Origin of the sequence: Thalassospira xianhensis MCCC 1A02616 (assembly GCF_003326475.1) — a bacterium.
Lineage (GTDB): Bacteria > Pseudomonadota > Alphaproteobacteria > Rhodospirillales > Thalassospiraceae > Thalassospira > Thalassospira xianhensis.
Genome location: NZ_JPWA01000002.1, coordinates 76,691 through 100,743, shown reverse-complemented (window position 1 = coordinate 100,743; position 24,053 = coordinate 76,691). Strand labels below are relative to the sequence as shown.

The 24,053-nt window shown below is 56.4% G+C and carries 20 protein-coding genes; 11 read left to right on the top strand and 9 right to left on the bottom strand.

All coding sequences use genetic code 11. The features are described from left to right. Window positions 1-78 precede the first annotated feature (78 nt). The 5 genes from TH5_RS02870 to TH5_RS02850 all read left to right on the top strand — a co-directional run bounded on the left by TH5_RS02870 (window position 79) and on the right by TH5_RS02850 (window position 5,178). Window positions 79-1,053, top strand: coding sequence for a metal ABC transporter solute-binding protein, Zn/Mn family (locus tag TH5_RS02870; RefSeq protein WP_114120585.1), 975 nt, complete (start codon window positions 79-81; stop codon window positions 1,051-1,053). Window positions 1,054-1,076: 23 nt separating this feature from the next. Continuing rightward, window positions 1,077-1,877: a metal ABC transporter ATP-binding protein gene (locus tag TH5_RS02865; RefSeq protein ID WP_114120584.1), complete on the top strand. Its 801-nt coding sequence runs from the start codon at window positions 1,077-1,079 to the stop codon at window positions 1,875-1,877. 39 nt (window positions 1,878-1,916) lie between these two features. Next, window positions 1,917-3,137, top strand: coding sequence for a metal ABC transporter permease (locus TH5_RS02860; protein WP_114120583.1), 1,221 nt, complete (start codon window positions 1,917-1,919; stop codon window positions 3,135-3,137). Next, a complete protein-coding gene (locus TH5_RS02855) occupies window positions 3,134-4,084 on the top strand; it encodes a metal ABC transporter permease (RefSeq protein ID WP_114120582.1) in 951 nt (316 codons plus the stop codon). The genes TH5_RS02860 and TH5_RS02855 overlap by 4 nt, the downstream gene beginning before the upstream one ends. 173 nt (window positions 4,085-4,257) lie before the next feature. Then, on the top strand, window positions 4,258-5,178 hold the full coding sequence (locus TH5_RS02850; RefSeq protein WP_114120581.1) for a hypothetical protein: 921 nt from the start codon (window positions 4,258-4,260) through the stop codon (window positions 5,176-5,178). Between the two features lie 14 nt (window positions 5,179-5,192). Here the strand turns inward: TH5_RS02850 and TH5_RS02845 are convergent, their stop codons facing one another. Then, window positions 5,193-6,299, bottom strand: coding sequence for a siderophore-interacting protein (locus TH5_RS02845; RefSeq protein WP_244204802.1), 1,107 nt, complete (start codon window positions 6,297-6,299; stop codon window positions 5,193-5,195). A 167-nt stretch (window positions 6,300-6,466) separates the two neighbouring features. On the opposite strand from TH5_RS02845, the gene TH5_RS02840 reads away from it, so the two are divergent. The 4 genes from TH5_RS02840 (at window position 6,467) to TH5_RS02825 (ending at window position 10,801) form a co-directional block, all read left to right on the top strand. After that, window positions 6,467-7,318, top strand: a complete 852-nt coding sequence (locus tag TH5_RS02840) for a GNAT family N-acetyltransferase (protein WP_114120580.1) — start codon at window positions 6,467-6,469, stop codon at window positions 7,316-7,318. Between the two features lie 365 nt (window positions 7,319-7,683). Beyond that, a complete protein-coding gene (locus TH5_RS02835) occupies window positions 7,684-8,457 on the top strand; it encodes a motility protein A (RefSeq protein WP_062948147.1) in 774 nt (257 codons plus the stop codon). 55 nt (window positions 8,458-8,512) lie between these two features. Beyond that, complete coding sequence (locus tag TH5_RS02830) at window positions 8,513-9,436, top strand: OmpA family protein (RefSeq protein WP_114120579.1); 924 nt, start codon at window positions 8,513-8,515, stop codon at window positions 9,434-9,436. A gap of 54 nt (window positions 9,437-9,490) precedes the next feature. Next, on the top strand, window positions 9,491-10,801 hold the full coding sequence (locus TH5_RS02825; RefSeq protein WP_114120578.1) for a pentapeptide repeat-containing protein: 1,311 nt from the start codon (window positions 9,491-9,493) through the stop codon (window positions 10,799-10,801). Window positions 10,802-10,808: 7 nt separating this feature from the next. On the opposite strand, the gene mutL is transcribed toward TH5_RS02825, so the two are convergent. From mutL to TH5_RS02790, 7 genes are all read right to left on the bottom strand, one after another. Then, entirely contained in the window at window positions 10,809-12,752 is a 1,944-nt protein-coding gene (mutL, locus tag TH5_RS02820) for a DNA mismatch repair endonuclease MutL (RefSeq protein WP_114120577.1), read from the bottom strand. A 118-nt stretch (window positions 12,753-12,870) separates the two neighbouring features. Further along, a complete protein-coding gene (locus tag TH5_RS02815) occupies window positions 12,871-14,229 on the bottom strand; it encodes a M16 family metallopeptidase (protein ID WP_114120576.1) in 1,359 nt (452 codons plus the stop codon). A 2-nt stretch (window positions 14,230-14,231) separates the two neighbouring features. After that, window positions 14,232-15,653, bottom strand: coding sequence for a M16 family metallopeptidase (locus tag TH5_RS02810; protein WP_114120575.1), 1,422 nt, complete (start codon window positions 15,651-15,653; stop codon window positions 14,232-14,234). A gap of 187 nt (window positions 15,654-15,840) precedes the next feature. Further along, complete coding sequence (locus tag TH5_RS02805; protein ID WP_062948159.1) at window positions 15,841-16,419, bottom strand: DUF3035 domain-containing protein; 579 nt, start codon at window positions 16,417-16,419, stop codon at window positions 15,841-15,843. A 50-nt stretch (window positions 16,420-16,469) separates the two neighbouring features. After that, window positions 16,470-16,943, bottom strand: a complete 474-nt coding sequence (gene lspA / locus TH5_RS02800) for a signal peptidase II (RefSeq protein ID WP_097052062.1) — start codon at window positions 16,941-16,943, stop codon at window positions 16,470-16,472. Between the two features lie 69 nt (window positions 16,944-17,012). Further along, window positions 17,013-19,853, bottom strand: a complete 2,841-nt coding sequence (gene ileS / locus TH5_RS02795; RefSeq protein ID WP_114120574.1) for an isoleucine--tRNA ligase — start codon at window positions 19,851-19,853, stop codon at window positions 17,013-17,015. 103 nt (window positions 19,854-19,956) lie between these two features. Next, a complete protein-coding gene (locus TH5_RS02790) occupies window positions 19,957-20,913 on the bottom strand; it encodes a bifunctional riboflavin kinase/FAD synthetase (RefSeq protein ID WP_167443444.1) in 957 nt (318 codons plus the stop codon). Between the two features lie 341 nt (window positions 20,914-21,254). On the opposite strand from TH5_RS02790, the gene TH5_RS02785 reads away from it, so the two are divergent. Beyond that, window positions 21,255-22,472 (top strand): MFS transporter, encoded by a 1,218-nt coding sequence (locus tag TH5_RS02785; RefSeq protein ID WP_208638386.1) that lies wholly within the window; start codon window positions 21,255-21,257, stop codon window positions 22,470-22,472. A 101-nt stretch (window positions 22,473-22,573) separates the two neighbouring features. Here TH5_RS02785 and TH5_RS02780 read toward each other — a convergent pair whose 3' ends face one another. Next, window positions 22,574-23,008 (bottom strand): MaoC family dehydratase, encoded by a 435-nt coding sequence (locus TH5_RS02780; RefSeq protein ID WP_114120573.1) that lies wholly within the window; start codon window positions 23,006-23,008, stop codon window positions 22,574-22,576. Window positions 23,009-23,250: 242 nt separating this feature from the next. Between TH5_RS02780 and TH5_RS02775 the strand changes: the two genes are divergently transcribed. Next, the gene (locus tag TH5_RS02775) at window positions 23,251-24,042 is read left to right on the top strand and encodes a class I SAM-dependent methyltransferase (RefSeq protein WP_114120572.1); all 792 of its coding nucleotides are present in this window, start codon (window positions 23,251-23,253) and stop codon (window positions 24,040-24,042) included. Window positions 24,043-24,053: the final 11 nt, after the last annotated feature.

Below are 24,053 nucleotides of genomic sequence, written 5' to 3'. Positions count from 1 at the left end.
TGACTAACTTTAAAAGTCCGCACATAAATAGGGGATATTAGCAGACTGATTTTAACTTGCATCACAGGATCGCCTCATATGTTGCTTCGCCGTATCGCCCGGTATTTCGGTTTTGCCCTTGCAGCCATCTGCGGCTTTGTGGCCGTTTCGGTGACAGGTGCGTCTGCGAAGCCTATTGATGTTGTCGCCACCACCTCCATGATCGCCGATACCGCCCGCCAGGTTGCAGGCGACCGCGCCAAGGTCACGGCCCTGATGGGCCCCGGGGTTGATCCGCATTCCTATCGCCAGACACGCAGCGACATTGCCGCCATGGCGCGCGCCGATCTGGTTTTGTGGCACGGCCTTTATCTTGAAGCGCAGCTTGAGGAATTTTTCCTTGATCTGGAAAAGCGCCGCAATGTCATTGCCGTCGGCGAAGCGATCGACAAGTCAAAGCTCTTGAGCCACGCCGAATATAAGGGCCGTTATGACCCCCATGTCTGGATGGATCCGCAATTGTGGGAAACCGTGGTTCTGGCTGTACGCGACGCACTGATCAAGACCGATCCCGAGGGTGAGGCCACCTATCGCGCCAATGCCGACAAACATATTGCCGATATCGAAAAGCTGATTACCTACATGCGATCTGTCACAAAAACCGTGCCGGAAAAAAGCCGTGTGCTGCTGACCGCGCATGACGCGTTCAGCTATTTCGGTCGCGGCTATGATTTCGAGGTTCTGGGCATTCAGGGCATTTCAACGGAATCCGAAGCCGGCCTTCGCCGGGTCGAGGAACTGGTCGACACCATCGTTGATCGCAAGATTGCCGCAGTCTTTGTTGAAAGTTCCGTGCCGGAGCGTAATGTGCGTGCCCTGATAGAGGGTGCTGCGGCACGCGGACAGAAAGTGGAAATCGGCGGCACCCTGTTTTCCGATGCTATGGGAGAGCCCGGGACCTATGAAGGCACATATATCGGCATGATCGACCATAATGCGACCCTGATCACCCGTGCGCTTGGCGGCGATGCCCCGGCCACCGGGATGCAGGGCAAACTGGCCGCCGGCTCCTGAGCCGCGCCATCGAAGGAACTGTCATGAGCAACGCAGAACTGATTGCAGAAGCCGGAAAGATCGTTGATGTCGCGGCCAAGGACGCGCCACTCACGGTTCGTGGCCTTACAGTGTCCTATGGCAACAAACCGGCTGTTTTTTCCGTCGATGCCTCTATCCCGGCGGGCTCCATGACGGCGATCATCGGGCCGAACGGTGCGGGTAAATCGACTTTTCTCAAAGGGACACTTGGCGTTATTCCGCGCCTGTCGGGTGAAGTTCGCATTTTTGGCAAACCATTCCACGAGGCGCGTGACCGGGTGGCCTATGTGCCGCAACGCGCCAGTGTGGACTGGGATTTCCCTGCGCGCGTCATCGATGTTGTCCTGATGGGGCTTTATGGCTCGGTCGGGCTGTTTCGTTTCTGGCGGGCGCGTCATCGCCAAGCCGCGATGGAATGCCTTGATCGGGTCGGCATGGCCGATTTCGCAACCCGTCAGATCGGTCAGCTTTCCGGCGGGCAGCAGCAACGTGTTTTCCTTGCGCGCGCACTCGCACAGAATGCCGAATTTTACCTTCTCGATGAACCTTTTGCCGGGGTAGATGCCGCGACCGAGCGGGCGATTGTCGCCGTCCTGAAAGACCTTAAGGCGGAAGGCCGAACAGTTGTTTGCGTGCATCATGACCTTTCCACGGTTGCCGAGTATTTTGACCGCGTGCTTTTGATCAATGTGCGCCGCATTGCCGAAGGCCCGGTCGACACCACCTTTACCGCCGCGAATTTGCAGGAAACCTATGGCGGGCGGCTGGCGACCACGCATATCGATGAATTGCGTCTTGCCTGATCCCGTATCCGCCCCGGCAAAGCCATCGGAACCCTTAAGATGAGTTTTCTTGACTACTTCATAAGCGCCCTCTTCCTGCAGGCCGGATATAACAGCGCCCTTGTCGCGGTTGGGGCCGGCTTGCTAGGTCTTGCCGGCGGAGGTGCTGGTGCGTTTATTTTCCTGCGCAAACGCGCACTTGTCTCCGATGCGATCAGTCACGCCACCCTGCCCGGTGTCGGCATTGCATTCATGTTGATGGTAGCCTTTGGCGGCGATGGCCGCTGGTTGCCCGGTCTGATCATCGGATCGGCCATTTCATCGGGCATCGGCCTTTTGATGGTCGAATGGATCACGCGTCAGACCCGTCTGACCGAGGATGCCGCAATTGGCGCCGTTTTGTCAGTTTTCTTTGGTCTTGGCATTGTCCTTCTAACCATCATTCAAACCATGTCGTCGGGCCGTCAGGCCGGGCTTGAAAACTTCCTGCTGGGATCAACCGCGGGCATGCTGATCAGCGAGGCGACCACAATCGCCATCGCCGGGGCCCTTGCCACCGCCTTTGTTTTCATGCTGCGTCGTCCGATGACTTTGGTGGCGTTTGATCCGGAATATGCAGCCACAACCGGCATCAATGTACGCCATATTGATCTTGCGATGATGGGGCTGGCGCTGATTGTCACGGTGATCGGGCTTAAGATTGTCGGGCTGATCCTGATTGTTGCCCTTCTGATCATTCCGCCAGTCACGGCACGGTTCTGGACCAATCAGGTCGGGCCGATGATCGGCATTGCCGCCGCGATTGGCGGGCTTTCGGGTTATATCGGTGCGGTGCTGTCGGCGGCTGTGGCATCCCTTCCGACCGGCCCGATCATTGTTCTGGTGGCTTTCGGGTTTTTCGTCATCTCTGCCCTGTTTTCACCACTTCGCGGCGGTCTGGCATCGGCCCTGCGTCATTGGCGGTTCCAGCGGCGCGTGCATCGTCGACAGGGGCTTCTGGCACTGGCGCGGCGCGAACCGATCTATGACGGATTTACGCTTCGTATTCTGCGTCAGTCGGGCATGATCCGGCGTGACGGGGTGGCGACCCTGCGCGGTAAAACCGCATCGCAAAAAGCCGCCCGGGACGAAGCGCGCTGGGCGATGGCGCGGCGCATCCTGCCCGATGATTCGGCCATTGAACGTTATGACGGACTGACCCCGATTGAAGACATGATGACGCCCGACCAGATTGATGAAATCGACCGCGTGATTTCCGAACAGTCCGGAGCCCCTGCATGATCGATAATCTGATAACCGCCCTGGGTGCTGAATTTGTTCAGCTCAGCCTGACACCGATTGTGATCGGTATTCTGGGTGCGGTTGCCTGTGCCCTGCCCGGCAACTTCCTGTTGCTGCGCCGTCAGGCACTGATCGGGGATGCCATCAGCCACGTGGTATTGCCCGGTATTGTTGCGGCCTTTCTGGTCACCGGCACCATCACGGCGGTCCCGATGATGATCGGGGCCGGCGGTGCGGCAATCGTTGCCGTCATCCTGATTGAGATCGTCAAACGGCTGGGCCGGGTCGAACCGGGCGCGGCCATGGGGCTGGTTTTCACCACCCTGTTTGCCGCCGGTGTACTGTTTCTGGAAATGACAGATACCAGTTCGGTTCATATCGATGTCCAGCATGCGCTTTTGGGGAATCTTGAAAGCCTGATCTGGTTTGATGCCGAAGGCTGGCAATCGTTGCTTGACCCGGTGGCACTGGCGACCCTGCCACCGCAACTGCCACGTCTGGCGGTCGTTCTTCTGGCGATTGTGCTGTTCATCACTTTGTTCTGGAAAGAACTGAAAATATCGACCTTTGATGCCGCGTTTGCCGAGGCGATTGGCATTCGCACCCGCGTGCTCGGGTTTGCACTTGTCGTGGTAACGGCGATTGCCGCGGTTGCGGCCTTTGATGCGGTCGGATCGATCATTGTGATTGCGATGTTTGTCTGCCCGCCTGCAGCAGCCCGGTTGATGACCAACCAGCTTGGCCGACAGATCGGCTGGAGTGTCGCATTTGCCGTGATCTCGGCCGTTCTGGGTTATGTTTTTGCCGGATATGGGCCGGGCTGGTTCGGGTCGCCTTATGCGGTCAGTGCGGCGGGCATGATTGCCACGATTTCCGGTATCATCCTGTTGCTGGCCTGTCTGTTCGGACCGCAACGCAAACGCACCGGCCAGCGCGCCGAAGCGTAAAGGAGGCTTGCATGACAATGACAAAACTGACCGGATCAACACTTGATCTTAAACGGGCATCGCGCCGATTGGCAAAAATCCGCCGTGCAATTGCCGCCGCCCGCAAGCTGGGCGCCTGAAACCGACACCAGTTTGATCTCGCCCTGAGCGTTCCAGAACGGCATACTGGGAGCATGGTGAAATCTGTATTCCGTCGTTATCTGTCGGCTGCCTGTTTTAGCTGTCTGCTGTCAGGCATGGCGGGTGGCGTGGCATTACCTGCAAAAGCGCAGGAATTCAGAACCCTTGCCGACATTGAACGTGACCTGAACCGTTATGAAAAGGTCGCCTTGCATAGCTTTGCCGACCGCGATGCGTTTCTGTCGATCATTGATCAGACGCTTGGCCTTGATAACATCAAGGGTGCGGATCTGCTGTTTGCCAAACTTCCACGATCGCCCTTTACCGTATCGGGACGCCGCGGCAATAATCAGGCAGTTCCCTGCCAGATTTTCATTCCGGCAAAAATCTCGCCGGGTAGCGGGACTGAAATTTTCGCAGACCTTATGCGCGGCTGGTTTGGCGATCAGCTTCACTATGCCAGCAGTGCCAATCTGACCTATGGCTGGCTGATGCGCCACGAAGTGCGCCATTGCGATCCGTCACATTTTGGCGATGGCGGCAGCAAGGAACGCGACAATGAAATCGAAGCCGACCTTTTCGCGCTAAACGTCATCAGCGATCCGGCTGTCCGTCAAAAGCTGGCGCAGGATGCGCTGGCATTTCGCATGATCACTGCCACCCTTTTTGCCAGCAGCAGCCATATGACCGGCCTGTCACTGAAACGGGCATTGCATGACACACAATCAGGAAACGATCTGTCGGCTGCCGACGAAATCGCGGCCTTTCTTGCGGCACGTCAACAAGTGTTCGATCACGCCAAAGCCATCGCGACAGGTGCCCGTCCGACCAATCAGGATATCATTCGCGCCGTGATCGAACTGGCAGATACGCCACCAAGCAATCAGCTAGTTGCGGAAATTCTGGTCGATCTTGATCAGGCCATCGCCCATTTCGCCCCCGACCTGCATGACCGGAACAAATCAGTCCAATAGCACCTGAACAAAGATCAGGCCGTCTTGCGCCAGAAGGTCATGGCGAGACACTGATCACGGCCCAGGCCGGCTTCCTTGCGCCACATCTGATGGATGGATTTATAGCTCGCCTGCTCCACCCCGGCCCAGCAATAGACGCGGGTTGCATCCTTGGGAACCTCGATACGGCTGATCGCATCGCGGATCGGGCTGGCATCGGATGATGGATACAGATCGCGGCATACCCATTCAATCGCAATCCGGCTTTTGGTTGCAAGATCAATGATATCGGCTGTGCTTTCCACCTCGATCACCGCATGGCCGCTGGCATGTTCGGGCAATTCTTCAAGATAACGACCAATCGCCGGAAGAGCTGTTTCGTCGCCTGCAAACAGGAACCAGTCGGCATCGGGCAGTTCCCCGCCAAGCGGCCCGGTCATGCCGATCCGGTCACCGGGTTGCGCATTAAGCGCAAAGGCCGAACCGGGTCCATTATCGCCATGCATGACAAAGTCGACTTCGATCCATCCTGCCGTGGCATCAATCCGGCGGATGGTATAAACCCGCGGCGCAACCGCATCTTCGCCCTCCGGCCAAACCACCATGCCATTGGGGGCCAAGGTCGGCCATTGCGGGTCGACAACACCGCGTGGCGGGATCAAAAGGCGCATGTGAATGCCATCGCCGTCGTAAAATTCCAGATCATCGCCCACAAGCCGCAACCGGCGCATATGCGATGAAAGGTCCGTTACCCCGACGACGCGAAGTTCGCGGAAGTTCGGCAGCTTGCCATTGCTTTCCCCTGCACCCTTCCAGCGACAGTCAAGACCGGCTTCAGGTACGATGCTTTGCAGAATGGCGATAAGTGCTGCCTTCATCTGCGCAACACCGGCCTCGCTTTTTGATCCGACTTCGATATCAAGGTGCTTTTCACCGGGCCGCAAAATCAGATGCCCGACCGACAGGGAGATCGTCGCTCCGTTGTCATCATTCGTCACATCGCAGTCGTGTTCGGCATAATAGGCCGCAACCGCATTTGCGGCATCAGCACTGCCGGACAGCACGACACGGGTTTTGGCAATCAGGGGGCTATCGGTTTTTACAGACATAAGGTGGCTTTCGGTGGCGATGACGGGCGGCATGAAGTCGCGTTCCATTGATAATAAAACTGATAGGCATTCTCAATAAAATTATTGTCATTACAATCGCGGGCTCATGTTACATCATGGCCCAAACTGCACCGGTCAGATGATGCGTCAACGCATGAATGGCTGGAAGTCCATGATCCACAAAGACGAAATAGCACGCCATGACCGATAAAATCCGCCGCCTGAAATCCTTTGAATTTGCCACTGCCGTTGACTGGGCCGCACAGGAAGGCTGGAATCCGGGATTCTCGGATGCGGATGCGTTTTTCAATACCGACCCGCTGGGATTTTGGGGCGCGTTTGACAAACAGGGGCTGGCCGCCGTGATTTCGGCCGTGCATTACAATTCGGACTACGGATTTGTCGGCTTCTATATCTGCCGACCGGATCGCCGCGGCGAAGGTCTTGGTTTACGTCTTTGGGAAACCGTGCTTGGTGAAGCGGTTGCCAAGACAATCGGTCTTGATGGTGTTGTCGATCAGCAGGAAAACTATCGCAAATCCGGCTTTGAGTTGGCCCATCGCAATTTGCGTTTTGGCGGTGTGTTAAGCGCATCAACCCCGCCAACCGATGATCTTTTTGAACTTCTGATCAATGATATCGCGATCATTGACGCGTTCGAACAAACCTGCAACCTGTTCCCCGAAAGCCGGATCGAGTTTCTGCGCGGCTGGATTTCGACGGAAAAACATACCGCGTTGGCCCTTCGCGGGCCGATGGGATTGCGCGGTTATGGCGTGATCCGTCCCTGTCGCATCGGGCACAAGGTCGGGCCGCTTTTTGCCGACAATATCGACGATGCCCGCACCCTTTTCCACGCCCTGCTTGCCACCCGCAAGGATCAGGATCAGCCGATTTATCTTGATATTCCGGATGGCAATGAAGCTGCACGCGCATTGGTTGAAGAACATGGCATGCAGGCGGAATTTGAAACCGCGCGCATGTATCGCGGCAAAGCCCCCGAACTGAACCTTGGAATGACGTTTGGCATTACATCGTTTGAATTAGGCTGACTATCCTTGCCGGTGGGTTGAGCCCCCGACAAAAGTCGACTAACAAACGTATAGTATGCACTAGCCATTCACGCTAAGCATATATGCGGATTGGGAGTAGCACAGGCATGGACTGTTCGCAGCAGCGAACGAATTATGCCGGATTTTGTCCATTTGCTATGGAAAATCGGTCTGCAGCCTCCCAATTTGATGGAATGAAACAGAAAAGATAGTCGCCAACACCATGACACGTATCAGGGGTACCGCGTTCTGATGTTTGCTACCACAAATCAGCAGCCTGCCAACCAGCAAGAGAAATCACCTCTTGTAAGCCAGAACCGGCTTTTGCCGCACAAACTCATAACGCCGGAAAACAAATAAGCATCATGGATATTGCAACACTTATCGGGATCGTCGCCGGTATGGGCGTTATCTTTGGCGCCATCCTTATGGGTGGCAGCCTGGATGCCTTTGTCGATCTACCATCGATCATGGTTGTTTTTGGTGGCACGGCGGCGGCAACGCTGATCAAGTTTCCGATGCGCGATGTGATCAAGTCGTTGAAGATCGGGATCAGGATCGCCTTCAAAAACCCCAAGGAAGATCCGCTTTCGATCTACGAGAAGGCAATCGAACTCTCCACTTTGGTTCGCAAGAACGGCTTGCTTGGTCTTGAGAATGTCGAGATTGAAAACGACATCATGGCGCGCGGCATTCGCATGTGCGTGGATGGTCACAGCGGCGAAGTCATCCGAAGCTCGATATCGAGCGAGGTCGAAAAATCGATCCAGAATGACGAACTTGGCGAACTGATGTTTCGTGGCATTGGTGATACGGCCCCGGCATTTGGCATGATCGGAACCCTGGTCGGTCTGGTACAGATGCTGGCCAACCTCTCGGACCCCGATGCCATCGGCCCGGCGATGGCGATTGCGATGCTGACGACATTCTATGGTGCGGTTCTGGCCAACCTGATTGCGCTTCCGGTGGCTGACAAGCTGGCCCTCAAGGTCGAACAGCTTAAAAGCACCAAGCAACTGATTATTGAATCGGTGGTCCAGATACAGTCCAGCCAGAGCCCGATGGTCATGAAGGAAATTCTTGGGCCTTATTTGCCAGGTGGCATTCCCAAGGATGCCGAAGGAGAAGGTGGCGAGTAACCCGTTTTCGCCCCCCTTAACGCAACGAGATACCCGAAGGCAACAGGCACAAGAAATGGCAAAGAAACCGGCAGCAGGAGCACCCGCATGGATGGCGACATTCGCCGATCTCATGTCATTGCTGCTTGTGCTCTTCGTGCTGTTACTGACCTTTGCCGAAATGGATGTCATCAAATACAAACAGATTGCCGGATCGGTTAAAGCCGCCTTTGGTTTTTCCAAACAGGATGAACTGGCTGGTGTTGTCGAACTGGATGGCTCGATCCTTGGCAAGGCATTGAAACAACCAACCCCTGATACCCCACGCGTTGTTTCCAACATCCCCCCGGTCAAAACGCCCGAGGTCGAGATAAAGGAAGGCGACAGCAAGGCTGAAAAAGCCGAGGCACTCGAAGAAACACTTGAAACCGTGCTTGATAAAATGGGTATGGCCGACGAAATCGGGGTCGAGCGGAAAGATGGTGACGTTATCGTCCGCTTCCCCAATGAAATTGCCTTTCCATCCGGCTCTTCGGGGATGACTCCGGAATTTGCAGCGATCCTCAACCGGCTAGTGCCCGTCATCAATCAGACCGAAGGCCAGGTTATAGTTTCCGGCCACACCGACAATATTCCGGTATCATCAAATTCGCCCTATATCTCGAACTGGGATTTATCGGCGGCGCGTGCGACATCGGTTTTGCATTACATGATTGATCAGAACGGCACCGATCCGATCCGAATGGTCGTTCAGGGACGCGGCGACAGCCGCCCGATTGCCGATAACAGTACAGCCGAAGGGCGCGCACAAAACCGGCGTGTTGAAATCACCATTGAGATGATCGACGATACAGGGGACAATGGTGGCCCAGCTAAATTCTCCCCGACCGGAAATACACCGTCCGGCGGAGAAACCCCGGGAACAGCAAGCGAAAGCACCGCCCCGGATATTCCGCCGGTGGAACGGCGTCGAAGCTTTTCCATACCGGGCAATCAATAAAAGTCAAATGCGCCCAAGCCACAAAACCCGATAAAAGCAGGCAAGCTTGATCTCATGACATCGCGGTCACAAAAAAAACTGTCCGTCCTGTATGCCGATTACAGCGACCGGAACATCAAGGCAGTGCAAACCGCGCTCGAACCACTTGATCTGGCAGCCTTTCATACCAGCGACAATCGCGACACCATCGTCGAACTTGCACAAATCCATCGCCCTGACCTGATCCTGATCGGTCTTTATCTTGATGGCATTCGCGGCATTTCAACCATCCGCACATTGCGTCAAAGCGCGTCTGAGGCCGATCCGTTCTGCAATCAGGTTCCGGTTTTACTGGGTGCCCCCAAACTGGACCGTCGCGCCATGCACGATGCGGTCAGTGCCGGGATCGAAGGTGTCTTTCGCCAGCCCGTCGATGATGATCGCCTGCGTAAAATCGTTCAGACTGTCATCAGGAAACCGCGCCGTTTTGTATTTGAAGGCAATTACTTCGGCCCGGCCCGCGAAGGTGACAATGTGGCCGAGCCATCCCGCAAAACCCGTCCATCTGCTTCTGTAACGATTAAACCGGCACCCCAATCAAAAATATCAACGCGTGTAGCTGCGTCGGTAACAGGCAAACCAGCATCGAGGTTCTCTTCAGCCAAAACGGATAATCAGGCCAAAAACAGCGCCCGCCCCGCAACCGGTGCAATCGGCATCGAAACAGCCGAGATCGCATCGGAAAAATCGGCGCGCGACTATAACCTTGATGCTGCCAGTTCCGTGCGCGAGGTCCTTGGTGCGGTTCCCATCCCCGACGAAACGGCACTACCAGTCGCGGACACTGTTCCGATTGATACCGCCATCGACGAGGAATTGGTTGAAATCGACCTGATGACAACCCTTCAGGGGCATCGTCTCTGGGTTGATACCGGTGGCAAGGAAGGCGCGATGATGTCAATCGAACATGCCGATCTGCGTGATGCCGATCTGGAAGGCATTGATCTGACCCGGTGTGCCTTGCCGCATGTGTCATTTCGCAATGCTAATTGCCAAAAGGCGGTGCTGCGTCGTTGCGATATGACGGCAGGCGATTTCATCGGCTGCAATCTGGATCAGGCAGTCTTGGCTGCAAGCCGCCTTGCCGGGGCGCGTTTCACCGATGCCATATTGCGCAACACGGTGTTCCTCGGCTCAGATCTGTCAGGCGCATCATTTTGCGGCATGACATTGCACAATTGTGACCTGAGCGGCGCCAATCTTGCCAAAACCGATTTCCGCGATGCGGATTTATCCTCGGCCAAGGGATTGTTTGCCGAACAGATCCAACGCGCACGGGTCAATGCCAATACCCGCCTGCCCCGCAATATGACGCTCAAGGAATAATACTACCCTAGCGTCGGCCAAACATCTTTTCGATGTCATGCAGCTTAAGTTCGACATAGGTCGGGCGACCATGGTTGCACTGTCCGGAATGAGGGGTGGCTTCCATCTGCCGCAACAGCGCGTTCATTTCATCGGCGTTCAATTTGCGACCTGACCGCACCGATCCGTGACACGCCATGGTCGCGCAGACATACATCAACCGGTCTTTAAGCGCCATGCCCTGTCCCAGTTCGGCGATCTCGTCGGCAAGATCACGCACCAGTCCCGCCACATCAACCTTGCCCAGCATGGCCGGCACTTCACGCACCACCAGCGCGCCGGGACCAAACGGTTCGACCACCAGCCCCAATTCGGCAAATTCTTCGGCGCGGTCGGCAACGCGTTCGGCGGATGCCTCGTCCAGTTCAATGACCTCCGGCAATAGCAACCCCTGCCGTTTGACGCCATTTTCCGCCAGATCAGCTTTCATACGTTCATAGACAATGCGTTCATGGGCGGCATGCTGATCAACAATCACCAACCCGTCGCGGGTCTGGGCGATGATATAATTGGCATGAACCTGCCCGCGCGCAGCACCCAGCGGATGATCAACAAATTTCGATGCATCGGTATCATCAATCCGTGCCGACGGAGCCGCACCGGCATATCCGCCACCATATCCACCGGCAAGCGCACTGGCCGCAGCCGCGGCAAATCCGCCATTGTCGCCACCGGTCTCGCCGCCGGCAAAATCGCGTCCACTATCAAACAAGCCACCAAACGACGTTGCCGGTGCCTGTGCGGCATAGTCACGCTGCACAGCGGCCGCACTTGGATGGTTTGGCTGATAGGTGCCGAAATTGTACCCACCCGATGCCGGTCGCGCCCCGCTATAGGGCAAGGATGGTCCATCGCCTTCGCGTCGTGCAGCACCCAACGCCATATCAGCCACGGTCGTCGATGCCCGGTGCCCAGCCCCCGCCAAGGCATGCTTGAGCGCGCCGACGATCAAACCACGAACCATGCCCGGATCACGGAACCGGACTTCGGTCTTGCCCGGATGGACGTTGACGTCAACATCGCGCGGCGAAAGTTCAAAAAACAGCGCCAGCAACGGATGCCGGTCGCGCGCCAGAAAATCCTGATAGGCCCCGCGCACAGCGCCCTGCAACAACCGGTCCTTGACCGGGCGGCCATTGACAAACAGGAACTGCATCTGCGCATTGCCGCGGTTCAGGGTTGGCACTCCGGCATATCCGGTCAGGCGGATGCCTTCGCGTTCGGCCTCGATCTGAAGGGCGTTATCCTGAAATTCGCGGCCCATTACCGCGCCGAGCCGTTTCAGGCGGGCATCGAAAAGATCGCCTTCGCAGGCCGGGTAATTCAAAATTTGCTTGTTGCCATCCCCCGAAAGCGTGAAGCCAACATCGGGTCTGGCCATCGCCAGCCGATCCATGATTTCACGGGCATACATCTGCTCGGTTCGCGCGGTTTTAAGAAACTTCAGACGCGCCGGCGTGGCATAGAAAAGATCGCGGACCTCGACCCGTGTGCCAAACGGATGGGCGGCGGGTTCCGGGGCACTTTTGGCCCCGCCTTCGACCGTCAGCGTCCAAGCATTTTCCGCCCCGCGTGTCCGGCTGGTCAGGCGCATCCGCGATACCGATCCGATGGATGGCAATGCTTCGCCGCGAAACCCCATAAAACCGATATTGAAAAGGTCATCATCGGGCAGTTTCGATGTCGCGTGGCGTTCAACCGCAAGGCCAAGCTCATCGGGCGTCATGCCCTTGCCATCATCGGTAACCGACAACAGGGTACGCCCGCCATCGCGCAAGGTCACATCCACCCGCGTCGCCCCGGCATCCAGCGCATTTTCCACCAGTTCCTTCAACGCCGCAGCCGGACGTTCGACCACCTCGCCGGCGGCAATCTGGTTGATCAGGTTCTGGGGCAAGACGCGCAGGGTCATACAGGCGATGCTCGTTAAAACAGGGTGATATTATTCTGGTTGATCCGAACCTATCAAAGCACAAAGCGCAGCGAAATGCCTTTCACCGCGCTTTATACATTTTAACGTCAGGATCGGCTTAAAACGCCAGATCACCCTCGGGTTTGCCGACCACCGTCACGGTAACATTCGCCGGATCAAGCAGTTCCCCGGCAACCCGGTTCACGTCATCAAGGGTGACGGCTTCGACAAGGCTGTTGCGTTTATCAAGGAAGTCCATGCCCAGATCCTGCATCTGCATGCCAACCAGCATACCCGACAGATTGCCAAGGCTGGTAAAGCGCAGCGGGAAGGCCCCGGTCAGATAGGACTTGGCGTTATCGAGTTCTTCCTGCGACACGCCCTTATCCTTCATTTTCTGCCATTCATCGCCAATGATCGACAGACTTTGACCAATGGCGTCGTTGCGCGTCGCAACCCCGCCTGTCATCAGCTCTGCCTTGTCCATATCGGCCAGATAGCTGTAAACGCCGTAAGCAAGGCCGCGCTTTTCACGGACTTCCTCGGTCAGGCGCGATGAAAAACCGCCGCCGCCAAGGATATAATTCATGATATAGGCGGCATAGAAATCCGGGTCCTTGCGCGCAATGCCCTTCTGGCCCCAGACTGCCTGGCTTTGCGGGATATCCTGTTGGATCACTTCAATCCCGCCAAATTTCGGCGTGACTTCGGGAATAGCCGGAAGGTCGCTTTTTTCCGGCAGACCGCCAAAGGCTTCGTCAAGCAGCGGGCCGAGTTCCTCGGCCGTGATATCGCCCGCAACCCCGATCACCAGATTGTCACGTGCCATGGCATGACGGACAAATTCACGAAAATCATTGGCGTTCAGGCTGCTGATCGATGCGATCGTACCCGAAACCGGATTGGCATAGGGATGATCACCAAAGATCGATTTGAAAAACGCCTTTCCGGCAATATCACCCGGATCGGTTTCCGCCCGGCGCAAGCCCGACATAACCTGTGCGCGGATGCGTTCAACCGCCTCGTCATCAAAGCGCGGCTCGGTCAGGGCCAGACGCAAAAGGTCAATCGCCGTATCGCGTTCACGCGTCAACGTCACCATCGACCCGGAAAAGTCATCGCGACCGGCATCAAAGGAAATGCTAATCGACCGATCTTCCATTTCAGTACGGAAGGTCTGGCTGTCCATGGCACCAGCCCCTTCATCGATCAGGCCCGACACCATATTGGCAAGCCCTCCCTTGCCCGCCGGGTCGGTTGCGGAACCGGCCCCCTTGAAGGCGAAATCAACCGTCAGAAGCGGGTTCAGGTGATCTTCGATCAGCCATGCGGTAATGCCACCATCGGAAGTGACTTCCTGTACCTCGACCGCACTTGCCTGACTTGCAAATGACGTCATCAACAGGGTGGCAGATGCCAGCCCCAGCAGGGTTTTGCGCATTTTCAGTACCGGAATATTCTTTGCGATATAGCTCATGATCAATGCACCTCCTGCTCGCCGGTGACCGGCGCGGTCGGCATTCCGCTGACCGGGCCGCCTTCGGGCGGTTGCAACCAGCCGGTAACGGAACGTTTGTCGTCAAACACGGATTTCGCGGCCGCATTGACCTGCTCGATCGTCACGGCATTGATCCTGTCTGGCCAGCTTTCCACCTGATCAACGGTCAAACCAACCGCCAGTGCCTCGCCCAGGGTGCGGGCAGCCGCGGACAGGGAATCACGGGCAAACACTGCACTATCAAGAAGCTTCTGCTTGGCGCGCGCCAGTTCTTCCTCGGTCACGCCATTTTCGGCAACCTTGGCAATTTCGGCATCAACCGCCTTTTCAAGATCGGCCAGTTCGACACCATCGCGAGGCACGGCATAAAGCCCGAAGCTTGCCAAATCGACCGCAACCGGGTCGTAGAACGTTCCGGCACTGGTCGCAATCGACTGATCAACCACAAGCGATCGGAAGAACCGGCTGGTCGTGCCAGATCCAAGGATCTCGCTTAACACTTCAAGCGAGGCGGCCTGATCGGCATTTTCGCTGTTATAGGACGGTGCCAGATAATAACGCGACATTGATGCCTGCCCGACACGCGGATCGGTCAGCGTTACCTTGCGCGGGGCATGCTGGGTCGGTTCCTTGACCCGGTGACGGGTCGCAACATCACCTGCCGGGATGGCACCGTAATATTTTTCGGCCAGCGGTTTAAGCTGATCCATGGTGATGTCGCCGGCGACAACCAGAATGGCGTTATTGGGCGCATACCATTTGTGATAAAACGCCAACGCGTCATCGGTGCCGAGCGTTTCCATTTCATTGAGCCAGCCAATGATCGAACGGCCATAGGGATGGGCCATGTAAAGGGCAGCACGCATCTGTTCGCCAAGCAAAGCACCGGGATTGTTATCAATCCGTGATCTGCGTTCTTCGATGATCACGTCGCGTTCAGGCAGCACCACATCATCGGTAAGCTGCAAATTCTGCATCCGGTCGGCTTCCATTTTCATGACCATTTCAAGCCGGTCGCGGGCAATATTCTGAAAATAGCCGGTATAATCCCAACTAGTGAACGCATTATCATTGCCGCCATTGCGCGCAACGATCTTGGAAAAGTCACCCGGGGCAATGTCCTTGGTGCCCTTGAACATCAGATGTTCAAGGAAATGGGCGATCCCCGATACGCCCTCGGTCTCGTCGGCGGAACCGACCTTGTACCAGACCATATGGGTCACGACCGGGGCACGGTGATTTTCCACCAGCACGACCTGCATGCCGTTATCAAGGGTCATGGTTTGCGGACTGAAAACCGCCGCCCCGGCAAGATGGGGGCTCAGGATCATCAGAATTGCGGCAAGCAGGCCAATCGGCCCGCGCGCAAACAACGAAATCGGGGATCTGGTCGGAAATGTCATTATGTCATCCCAATGCAATAAGCAGGATCGCCAGAAACAGGCAGGGTGCCTGATCTATACGGCAACGGACAAGTTTTTGATTAAGAACTGAATATGACAGAACAAGGGCGCGGAAAGACCGCGCCCTGCCATAATTCGAATTTTGTTCTATTTCCGGAAAATTTCACCGGAATGTGACCGTCACGCTCTAGAAAATATCTTCCAGCCAGCCTTTCTGACGGCGTTCGATGACCGGTGTTTCACCTTCGGAAACCGACTCACCCAATGCCTGCTGATCCCGGATGCGTTTGGCTTCGGCTTCGGCGTCGACCTGAGTACCGAATTCCGGCTTGTCCTGCCAGAAGATCAGCTTGTCGACGACGCTGTCGCTTTCTTCGATAAAGATCGAGGTTTCACGATCAACCGTGGTGCGGATTGCCGGATCGGCATATTGCGCGCCCGACTGCGACAGCAGGGCGATCTGCCCCTGGCTGCGATTGCCATCGGTGATATCGCGCTTGACCGCATCGGGATCTTCACCAGTCAGGATACGACGCGCCTGATCGGTGGTCGTACCGGTCTGAGGGCGTGGTGCGCCCGGTTCGGGAACACGCAGTGTGAAATCAGGCGGCAGGCTCAGCGGTGCACGGGAAACAACCTGAAACTCGTCCGGGGCCGTTTTGTTCAGACCGAACGTTTCACGCGTTGATTCACAACCGGACACGGCAAGTGCCAACCCGCCCAGCAGCGCAACTTTGAAAATCGATGTCGATAGTTTCCGGGCCATTGATGCCTCTTTACCACTCAGTCTCCGGCATCGAAATGCCGGATCAAAAATTACCTGGATGATTTTTTACCGCCAAACAGGGAATCGATCAACAGCAGGACTGCACCAATCGTAATTGCGCTGTCAGCGATATTGAAAACCGGCCAATGATAACCTGCAACATGCATGTCGATAAAGTCGGTTACCGCCCCGTGACGCAACCGGTCAACAAGGTTGCCAACCGCCCCGCCAATCACCAGTGCCAGCGCAATACCCAGCAACCGGTCCCGCGTCCGCCACATCCAGATCAGGAAACCAATGGTAATTGCTGCCGTCGCCGCAATCATGACCCAAGGCGCCTGCCCCTGAAACAGGCCGAACGAAACGCCGCTGTTCCATGCCAGCAGGAAATTCATGAACGGAGTGACTTCGATCACGCGATGCGGGTTTGACAATCCGTCAATCGCAAGCTGCTTGGTCCACTGGTCGACGGCAAAGACCACCGCAATAACAACCAGTCCAAAGACAAAGGCACGATGTTTCATCAACACTCTTTCTGTCTTGCCTGAACAAGGTCTTCCGGATGGAAAGACCCGGACCGGAAAAGGGCCGCCTTATTCGGCGGCCTCGATCCCCATTTCATCTACGGCATCGGCACAGCGCAGGCACACGGTTTTGTGCACCGGATGGCTGCCAACTTCCGGCAGGGTCTGCCAGCAACGTTCGCATTTCTCGCCCTCGGCCAATGCCGGAACCACACCAACGCCTGCGACTTCCTCGAGGGTATAGGCCCCTTCGGGCGCATCGCCAGTGATCAGTTCGACATCAGATGTGATGGCGATTTCGGCAAGATTAAGGCCGTTAAGCGCTTCGACATATTCCGCTGTCGCATAGACCTTTGGCGCGGCATCAAGGCTTGCGCCAATACGTTTTTCCGCACGTTCAAGTTCCAGTGCCCCGGTCACGACACGACGCAGTTTGCGGATTTTTTCCCACTTGGCAGCCAGTGCCTCGTTCTTCCAGCCATCCGAAACCGTGTTGAAGGTTTCGGAATGGACCGAACTGTCCGCACCATAACGTGCGCGCCATGCCTCGTCCGCGGTAAAGCACAGAACCGGTGCCAGCCAGCGCACCAGACTGTCAAATACGCGATCCATAACCGTACGTGCCGCACGACGTTTGGCACTGCTTGGCGCGTCGCAATAAAGCGCGTCCTTGCGGATATCAAGATAGAAGGCCGACATATCAAGCGCGCAGAAGTTATGCAGCTCGATAAACATCGTATGGAAATCATAATCCGCCGTGGTTTTACGCACCAGATCGTCAAGCTTGCTCAGACGATGCAGAACCCAGCGTTCCAGTTCCGGCAATTCGTTATCCGCAACCTTTTCCGCCTCGGTAAAGCCATCAAGGTTGCCCAGCAGGAAGCGCAGCGTATTGCGCAGGCGACGATAGATGTCCGAATGACGTTCGATGATTTCGTGACTGATGCGCAGATCATCGTGATAGTCGGAACTGACCACCCAAAGACGCAGGATATCAGCACCAAGCTTGTTGATGATGTCCTGGGGGGCAATGACGTTGCCAAGCGACTTGGACATCTTGCGGCCTTCGCCGTCCAGAACGAAACCGTGCGTCAGAACCGCGTCATACGGAGCACGACCGCGCGTTCCGCACGATTCCAGCAAAGAGCTATGGAACCAGCCGCGATGCTGATCCGAGCCTTCAAGATAAAGATCAGCCGGCCATTTCAGGTCCTGACGTTCTTCGAGAACGAAGGCATGGGTCGAACCGGAATCAAACCAGACGTCAAGAACGTCGGTGACCTGTTCGAAATCCTTGGCATCATATTTGTCGCCCAGGAAATATTGCGCATCGCGCGTGAACCACGCATCGGCACCTTCGGCACAGAATGCTTCGTAGACGCGGTCAAGTACACCCTGATCACGCAGCGGTTCACGGGTATTTTTATTGATGAACACCGTAATCGGTACACCCCACGCACGCTGGCGCGAAACGCACCAGTCCGGGCGGTTGGCAATCATCGAATGCAAACGGTTGCGACCAGCTTCCGGCACGAAGCGGGTTTCATCAATCGCCTTGAGCGCCTTTTCACGCAGGTCATTATCCTTCATGGAAATGAACCATTGCGGCGTGGTGCGATAGATGATCGGAGCTTTGGAACGCCAGGAGCACGGATAAGAGTGCTTCAGACGGCCGCGCGACAACAGCGCGCCAACCTCAATCAGCTTGGCAATGACCGCTTCGTTGGCATCGGCTTCCTTGCCGTTTTCATCATAGATGCGTTTACCGGCAAACAGCGGCACGGTCGGGTAATAAGCCCCGTCGCCATCCACCATTTCCGGCACTTCAAGACCATATTTCAGACCGGTCTGGTAATCGTCCGGGCCGTGCGTCGGCGCGGTATGGACAAAGCCGGTACCGGTATCGGTCGTGACGTAATCCGCGGCCAGAAGCGGCACATCAAATTCATAACCCTCACCGCGGAACGGATGGGCGGCAACGGTGCCTTCAAGGTCGGAACCCTTGAAATTGCCGACAACCTTATGCCCGGTGATGCGGCCGTTTTTGCAAACGTCTTCGACCAGATCGGCACAAATCGCCATTTTCTCGCCGACCTTGGCCCAGGCTTCCTCGGCGGTTTCGGTCACTTCGATCACGACATAGTCGATCTCGGCCCCATACGAAATCGCGCGGTTCCCCGGGATCGTCCATGGGGTCGTCGTCCAGATCAGGATCGTCGCATCGGAGAGGGCATCAACCTTGGATGAAACAACCGGGAACCGGACATGGATCGTTTTGCTGGTATGGTCGTGATATTCGACCTCGGCCTCGGCCAGCGCGGTCTTTTCAACCACCGACCACATGACCGGCTTCGAGCCCATATAGAGCGAACCGTTCATCAGGAATTTGCCAAGTTCACGGGCAATAGATGCCTCGGCCTTGTAATCCATGGTGACATAGGGATTGTCCCAGTCGCCCATCACGCCAAGACGTTTGAATTCCTCGCGCTGGATATCAAGCCATTTCTGGGCGAACTCGCGGCATTCCTTGCGGAATTCGGCGATAGGAACATCATCCTTGTTCTTGCCCTTGGCACGGTACTGTTCTTCGATCTTCCATTCGATCGGAAGGCCGTGGCAATCCCAGCCCGGAACATAAACCGCGTTCTTGCCCATCATCTGCTGCGAACGGGTGATCACGTCTTTCAGGATCTTGTTCAGCGCATGGCCAATATGCAGGTGGCCGTTGGCATAGGGCGGACCATCATGCAGGACAAACATTTCACGATCCGCCGAAATACCGCGAATTTTGCCATAGAGGTCCTCTTTCGCCCACTGTTCCAGCAGGGTGGGCTCCATCTTTGGCAAACCCGCCCGCATCGGAAAATCGGTCTTGGGCAGGATAACGGTCTTTTTGTATTCGACACTCATCGTGACGGTCCTGTCGTCTTTAAACAAATTACAAGGGCGAACCCCCGGTGATACTGGCTGCCCCCGTAAAGGCGCGCGGATCATAACGGGTTCGACAACAATTTCAAATCTTGCCGAGAATCTCTTTGGCGGCAATCACATCCGCGGCGATCTGGGCTTTCAGTGCGTCAAGCCCATCGAACTTCTGTTCGCCCCGGATAAAGCCGTGCAAACGCACGCGAACGCGACGGCCATAGATGTCCTGATCGAAATCGAACAGGTGGGCTTCAAGCCCGGCATCCGCATCCCCGCCAAAGCTGGGGCGCACACCAATATTTGCGACTCCGTCGATCCAGCGTTCGACGGTTTCATCATTTTCGTCCGATATCAGGCCAAGCTCGACGGCATAAACACCAAATTTCGGACGCAGATGATTGCCAAGTGCGACATTCGCGGTCGGGAAACCAATCGTCCGACCGCGCTGATCGCCCTTGATCACCACACCGGCAACTTCCCACGGGCGCCCCAGCAAATGGGTCGCATCCTGCGGGCGGCCTTCACGCAACGCCTGCCGGATCGCGGTCGAGGAATAGATAATTCCGTTATCATGCGTAACCGCCTCGATCGCCGTCACCCCGAAACCGGATTTTTCGCCGATTTCACGCAGCAGATCGACATTTCCCGCCCGGCCCTTGCCAAAGCAGAAGTCCCAACCGACAACGACATGGCGCACACCAAGCCCGTTTACCAGAATGCGTTCGATAAACTCTTCGGCGCTCATGGCGGCAAAATCGCGATTAAACTCGGCTTCGAAAAACAGATCGATATCCAGATCGGACGCCGCCGTAATCCGGTCATCGGCCGATGTCAGACGGAATTCGGGTTCGCCTGCGCGGAACAGCATCCGGGGATGAGGTTCGAACGTCAGAATGCCCAGCGGTGCATTCAGATCGCGAGCGATCTTGCGCGCATGATCAAGCAACGTCTGATGGCCCAGATGAAGGCCGTCAAAATTGCCAATCGCAACAACCGCGTCACGCGCGTCATTACCCAGATTGTCAAAAGATCGAAAAACGCGCATCCGCGCCGGTCTCTCTTTTTTGCTCGTCATCATGCCGGCAGATCGCATATCCGCACAGTCCAGCGGGCAGCTATAAAGCGCGCAAGCCCGAAGCGTAAAGACTTTTCCGACAAAAAGCGTCTGGCTACTGCTATGCGCCCGGATCATTGGGGTCGCAGATTTTTAAAAAATCGCGCTGTTTTACCCCTTGACCTCAACTTTACTTCAGGATGCAGGATCATTGTCACGCCCCCCCCGACAAAGGGGTTTCAACCAATACCGGTAAGCGATCAGAACCTCTTGCACCACCACACGGAACCCCGGCCTGCCTCGCGCCAATCAACCCGATCGGAGACTGCCCTGTGACTGACCAGCCCCAGACACGCCAGCAAGATATGCCAACCGAAACACCAAGCCTTTCGATCCGGATCACCATGCTGCTTCTGGCGTCGCTGACGATCATGTCGGGCGCGCTGATCGCGACATCGCTTCCGGGGATCGAAGCCCGCTTTGCCAATCATGAAAATGTCGTGATGCTCAGCCGCCTTGTCCTGACCCTGCCTGGCCTGTTCGTTGCCATCGGTGCGCCCTTTGCCGGGGCAATTGCGGATCGGATCGGGCGCAAACCGCTGCTTCTGGTGTCGCTTCTGCTTTATGGGACAGCAGGGGCATCGGGCCTGTTTGCCGACAGCCTGTCTGGCCTTCTGATCGGTCGGGCGTTGCTTGGTCTTGCGGTTGCGGGAACCATGACCACCGCCACCGCCCTTGTCGGCGATTATTTCAGCGGTGATATGCGCGACCGTTTCATGGGATATCAGGTCGCCTTCACCGGGCTTGGCGGGCTGGTTTTTATTGCCGGCGGCGGTGTTTTGACCGAACTGCACTGGCGTAGTCCCTTTGCGGTCTATGCCATTGCCTTCCTGCTGATCCCGGCGGTTCTGAAAGTATTGTATGAACCCGAACCGGTCCGGCACGAACCTGGACACGTTCCCGCAGATGACGTCACCCGGCGCGATATTCTGCTGGTCGCATTATTCTGCCTGATCGCCGCCCTTAACAGCACGGCCTTCTACCTGATCCCGACCCAGATGCCGTTCTATATCGAAAAACTCGGCATTGCGCCCGCCAGCGGCACCGGTCTTGCCATGGGCCTCTTGCCACTGGCATCGGCGATTGCATCGCTGAATTACGGTCGCCTACGGCGTCACTTTACCATCCCGGCCCTGTTTGCCATTGGTTTTGGCATCATGGCAGTGGGCATGAACCTGATCGCCCTGACCCAGGATTATTTCGGCATTGCCGGTTCCATCGGATTGACCGGGTTGGGATTGGGCATGGTGATTTCGAACATGATGGCCGGCGCCATGGCTGTCGCCCCGCCATCCATCCGTGGTCGCGTTGCCGGGGTGCTGACGGCCAGCATCTTTATCGGCCAGTTTCTATCCCCGCTGATCAGCCAGCCATGGGTGGATGCGTTTGGATACCGCGCGATCTATCACGATATGGGCATGCTTGTCGGATGTTTCGCCGTGGTCGGCCTACTGACCGCCATCAGACGCCGGATCAGCGTCACCGCCTAGGGCAAAGTCCGCCCCGTTCCCCTTGCCTGTGGGGTTTCCTGATCCGGATGCTGGCGCGATGTTCGTCGCGCCTGCTTTTCTTTGAGGATATCTTATTGTGGTCAGGCCGCGGCGCGCGATGGCACCATCACCATGGCCTCGCCCGCGATCACGCATTTATCACCGACATAACAATTGGTTTCCAGAACCACCCGGCGCTTGGGCACGATGATTTCACGCACCGTGACCTTGGCGGTCACAGTATCGCCGATGCGGACCGGTGCCTTGAACTGCAAATTCTGCGACAGGTAAATCGTACCCGGCCCCGGAAGACGCGTACCCAGCACGGTTGAAATGAAACCGGCTGATAACATGCCGTGCGCGATACGGCCTTCAAACATCGTGGTTTCGGCAAATTCCTGATTAAGATGAACCGGGTTGGTGTCGCCGGACAATCCGGCAAACATCACGATATCGGTTTCCGTCACGGTTTTGGCGTAACTTCCGACCATGCCGATCTCGATATCCTCAAGATACAGCCCTTCCAGTCCGTTCATCTCTCTCATTTCCTGACTTTCCTTGCCTGTTTCTGGTCGCCGCGCCTGACTTCTGATTTATTTTTGCGTCGCAGCATTCGCAATATTATTTCGCGTTTTCTTTTTTCGGCAATGGGTAATTGGTTGAACAGGATAATTTCACAGGCTTGCCATATCGCGCAGAATTGCCCAAATGGGGACTTCCGTCCTGCACTGTCACGGTGCAAACTGCCTCTTAGAACAACAAACTGCGGAAAACGTCCATGAATGCGACCACTGCCGACATCTATGAAATCGCCATGGGCCGATGGAGCCGCCGCCTGTCGCGCAGCTTCCTTGATTTCGTTGCAGCACCCTCTTGCGGTGCGCTGATTGATGTCGGCTGCGGTACCGGCAGCCTCACACTCGCTGCCGCCACGCGCTATCCCAAGGCCCGGATTGTCGGGGTCGATCTGATCCCGGATTACCTGTCCGAAGCCCTTCTCAGTGCTGCCGAGAATGTCAGCTTTGAAACCGGCGACGCCAGCAACCTGCCCTTTGGCGATGACAGCTTTGACACCGCCTTTTCGCAATTGCTGTTAAACGATCTGGAAGGTCCGGCGGGTGCTGTTTCGGAAATGGTTCGCGTCACCAAACCGGGCGGGCGGATTGCAGCAAGCGTCTGGGATCGTGCCGGGGGATTATCCTTTATCCGCCTGTTTCTCGACGCCGCGGCCGTAATCGCCTATCCGGCCGGCGATGAATTACGCAGCAGGATTTTCGACATCCCCTATCAAAGCGAAGACGCGCTGTTTGATCTTTGGTCGGATGCCGGGTTGCGTGATGTCGATACCGCGACCCTGTCGATCCGCATGGATTTTCTGGATTTCGAAGATTACTGGCAGTCGCTTCTGGGGGCACACAGCCTGATCCGCGATTTCTTTAACGATCTTGATCCGGAACTGGCCCACCAACTGCGTACCGCCACCGAACGGTCCTATCTGGGAGGCAAGGATGATGGCCGCCGGTCGCTGGTGGCATCCGCCATGGTCGTACGCGGGATCGTCGGGGAATAAGCGGCGATCCC

Bases quoted from the DNA above. Each gene is read 5' to 3' on its own strand.
- TH5_RS02830 (WP_114120579.1), top strand. From the start codon at position 8,513: ATGGCAAAGAAACCGGCAGCAGGAGCACCCGCATGGATGGCGACATTC.
- TH5_RS02825 (WP_114120578.1), top strand. From the start codon at position 9,491: ATGACATCGCGGTCACAAAAAAAACTGTCCGTCCTGTATGCCGATTAC.
- TH5_RS02815 (WP_114120576.1), bottom strand. From the start codon at position 14,229: ATGAGCTATATCGCAAAGAATATTCCGGTACTGAAAATGCGCAAAACC.
- TH5_RS02790 (WP_167443444.1), bottom strand. From the start codon at position 20,913: ATGCGCGTTTTTCGATCTTTTGACAATCTGGGTAATGACGCGCGTGAC.
- TH5_RS02860 (WP_114120583.1), top strand. From the start codon at position 1,917: ATGAGTTTTCTTGACTACTTCATAAGCGCCCTCTTCCTGCAGGCCGGA.
- TH5_RS02865 (WP_114120584.1), top strand. From the start codon at position 1,077: ATGAGCAACGCAGAACTGATTGCAGAAGCCGGAAAGATCGTTGATGTC.
- TH5_RS02810 (WP_114120575.1), bottom strand. From the start codon at position 15,653: ATGACATTTCCGACCAGATCCCCGATTTCGTTGTTTGCGCGCGGGCCG.
- lspA (WP_097052062.1), bottom strand. From the start codon at position 16,943: ATGAAACATCGTGCCTTTGTCTTTGGACTGGTTGTTATTGCGGTGGTC.
- TH5_RS02840 (WP_114120580.1), top strand. From the start codon at position 6,467: ATGACCGATAAAATCCGCCGCCTGAAATCCTTTGAATTTGCCACTGCC.
- TH5_RS02805 (WP_062948159.1), bottom strand. From the start codon at position 16,419: ATGGCCCGGAAACTATCGACATCGATTTTCAAAGTTGCGCTGCTGGGC.
- TH5_RS02845 (WP_244204802.1), bottom strand. From the start codon at position 6,299: ATGCCGCCCGTCATCGCCACCGAAAGCCACCTTATGTCTGTAAAAACC.
- TH5_RS02850 (WP_114120581.1), top strand. From the start codon at position 4,258: ATGGTGAAATCTGTATTCCGTCGTTATCTGTCGGCTGCCTGTTTTAGC.
- TH5_RS02870 (WP_114120585.1), top strand. From the start codon at position 79: ATGTTGCTTCGCCGTATCGCCCGGTATTTCGGTTTTGCCCTTGCAGCC.
- TH5_RS02775 (WP_114120572.1), top strand. From the start codon at position 23,251: ATGAATGCGACCACTGCCGACATCTATGAAATCGCCATGGGCCGATGG.
- TH5_RS02780 (WP_114120573.1), bottom strand. From the start codon at position 23,008: ATGAACGGACTGGAAGGGCTGTATCTTGAGGATATCGAGATCGGCATG.
- TH5_RS02855 (WP_114120582.1), top strand. From the start codon at position 3,134: ATGATCGATAATCTGATAACCGCCCTGGGTGCTGAATTTGTTCAGCTC.
- mutL (WP_114120577.1), bottom strand. From the start codon at position 12,752: ATGACCCTGCGCGTCTTGCCCCAGAACCTGATCAACCAGATTGCCGCC.
- ileS (WP_114120574.1), bottom strand. From the start codon at position 19,853: ATGAGTGTCGAATACAAAAAGACCGTTATCCTGCCCAAGACCGATTTT.
- TH5_RS02835 (WP_062948147.1), top strand. From the start codon at position 7,684: ATGGATATTGCAACACTTATCGGGATCGTCGCCGGTATGGGCGTTATC.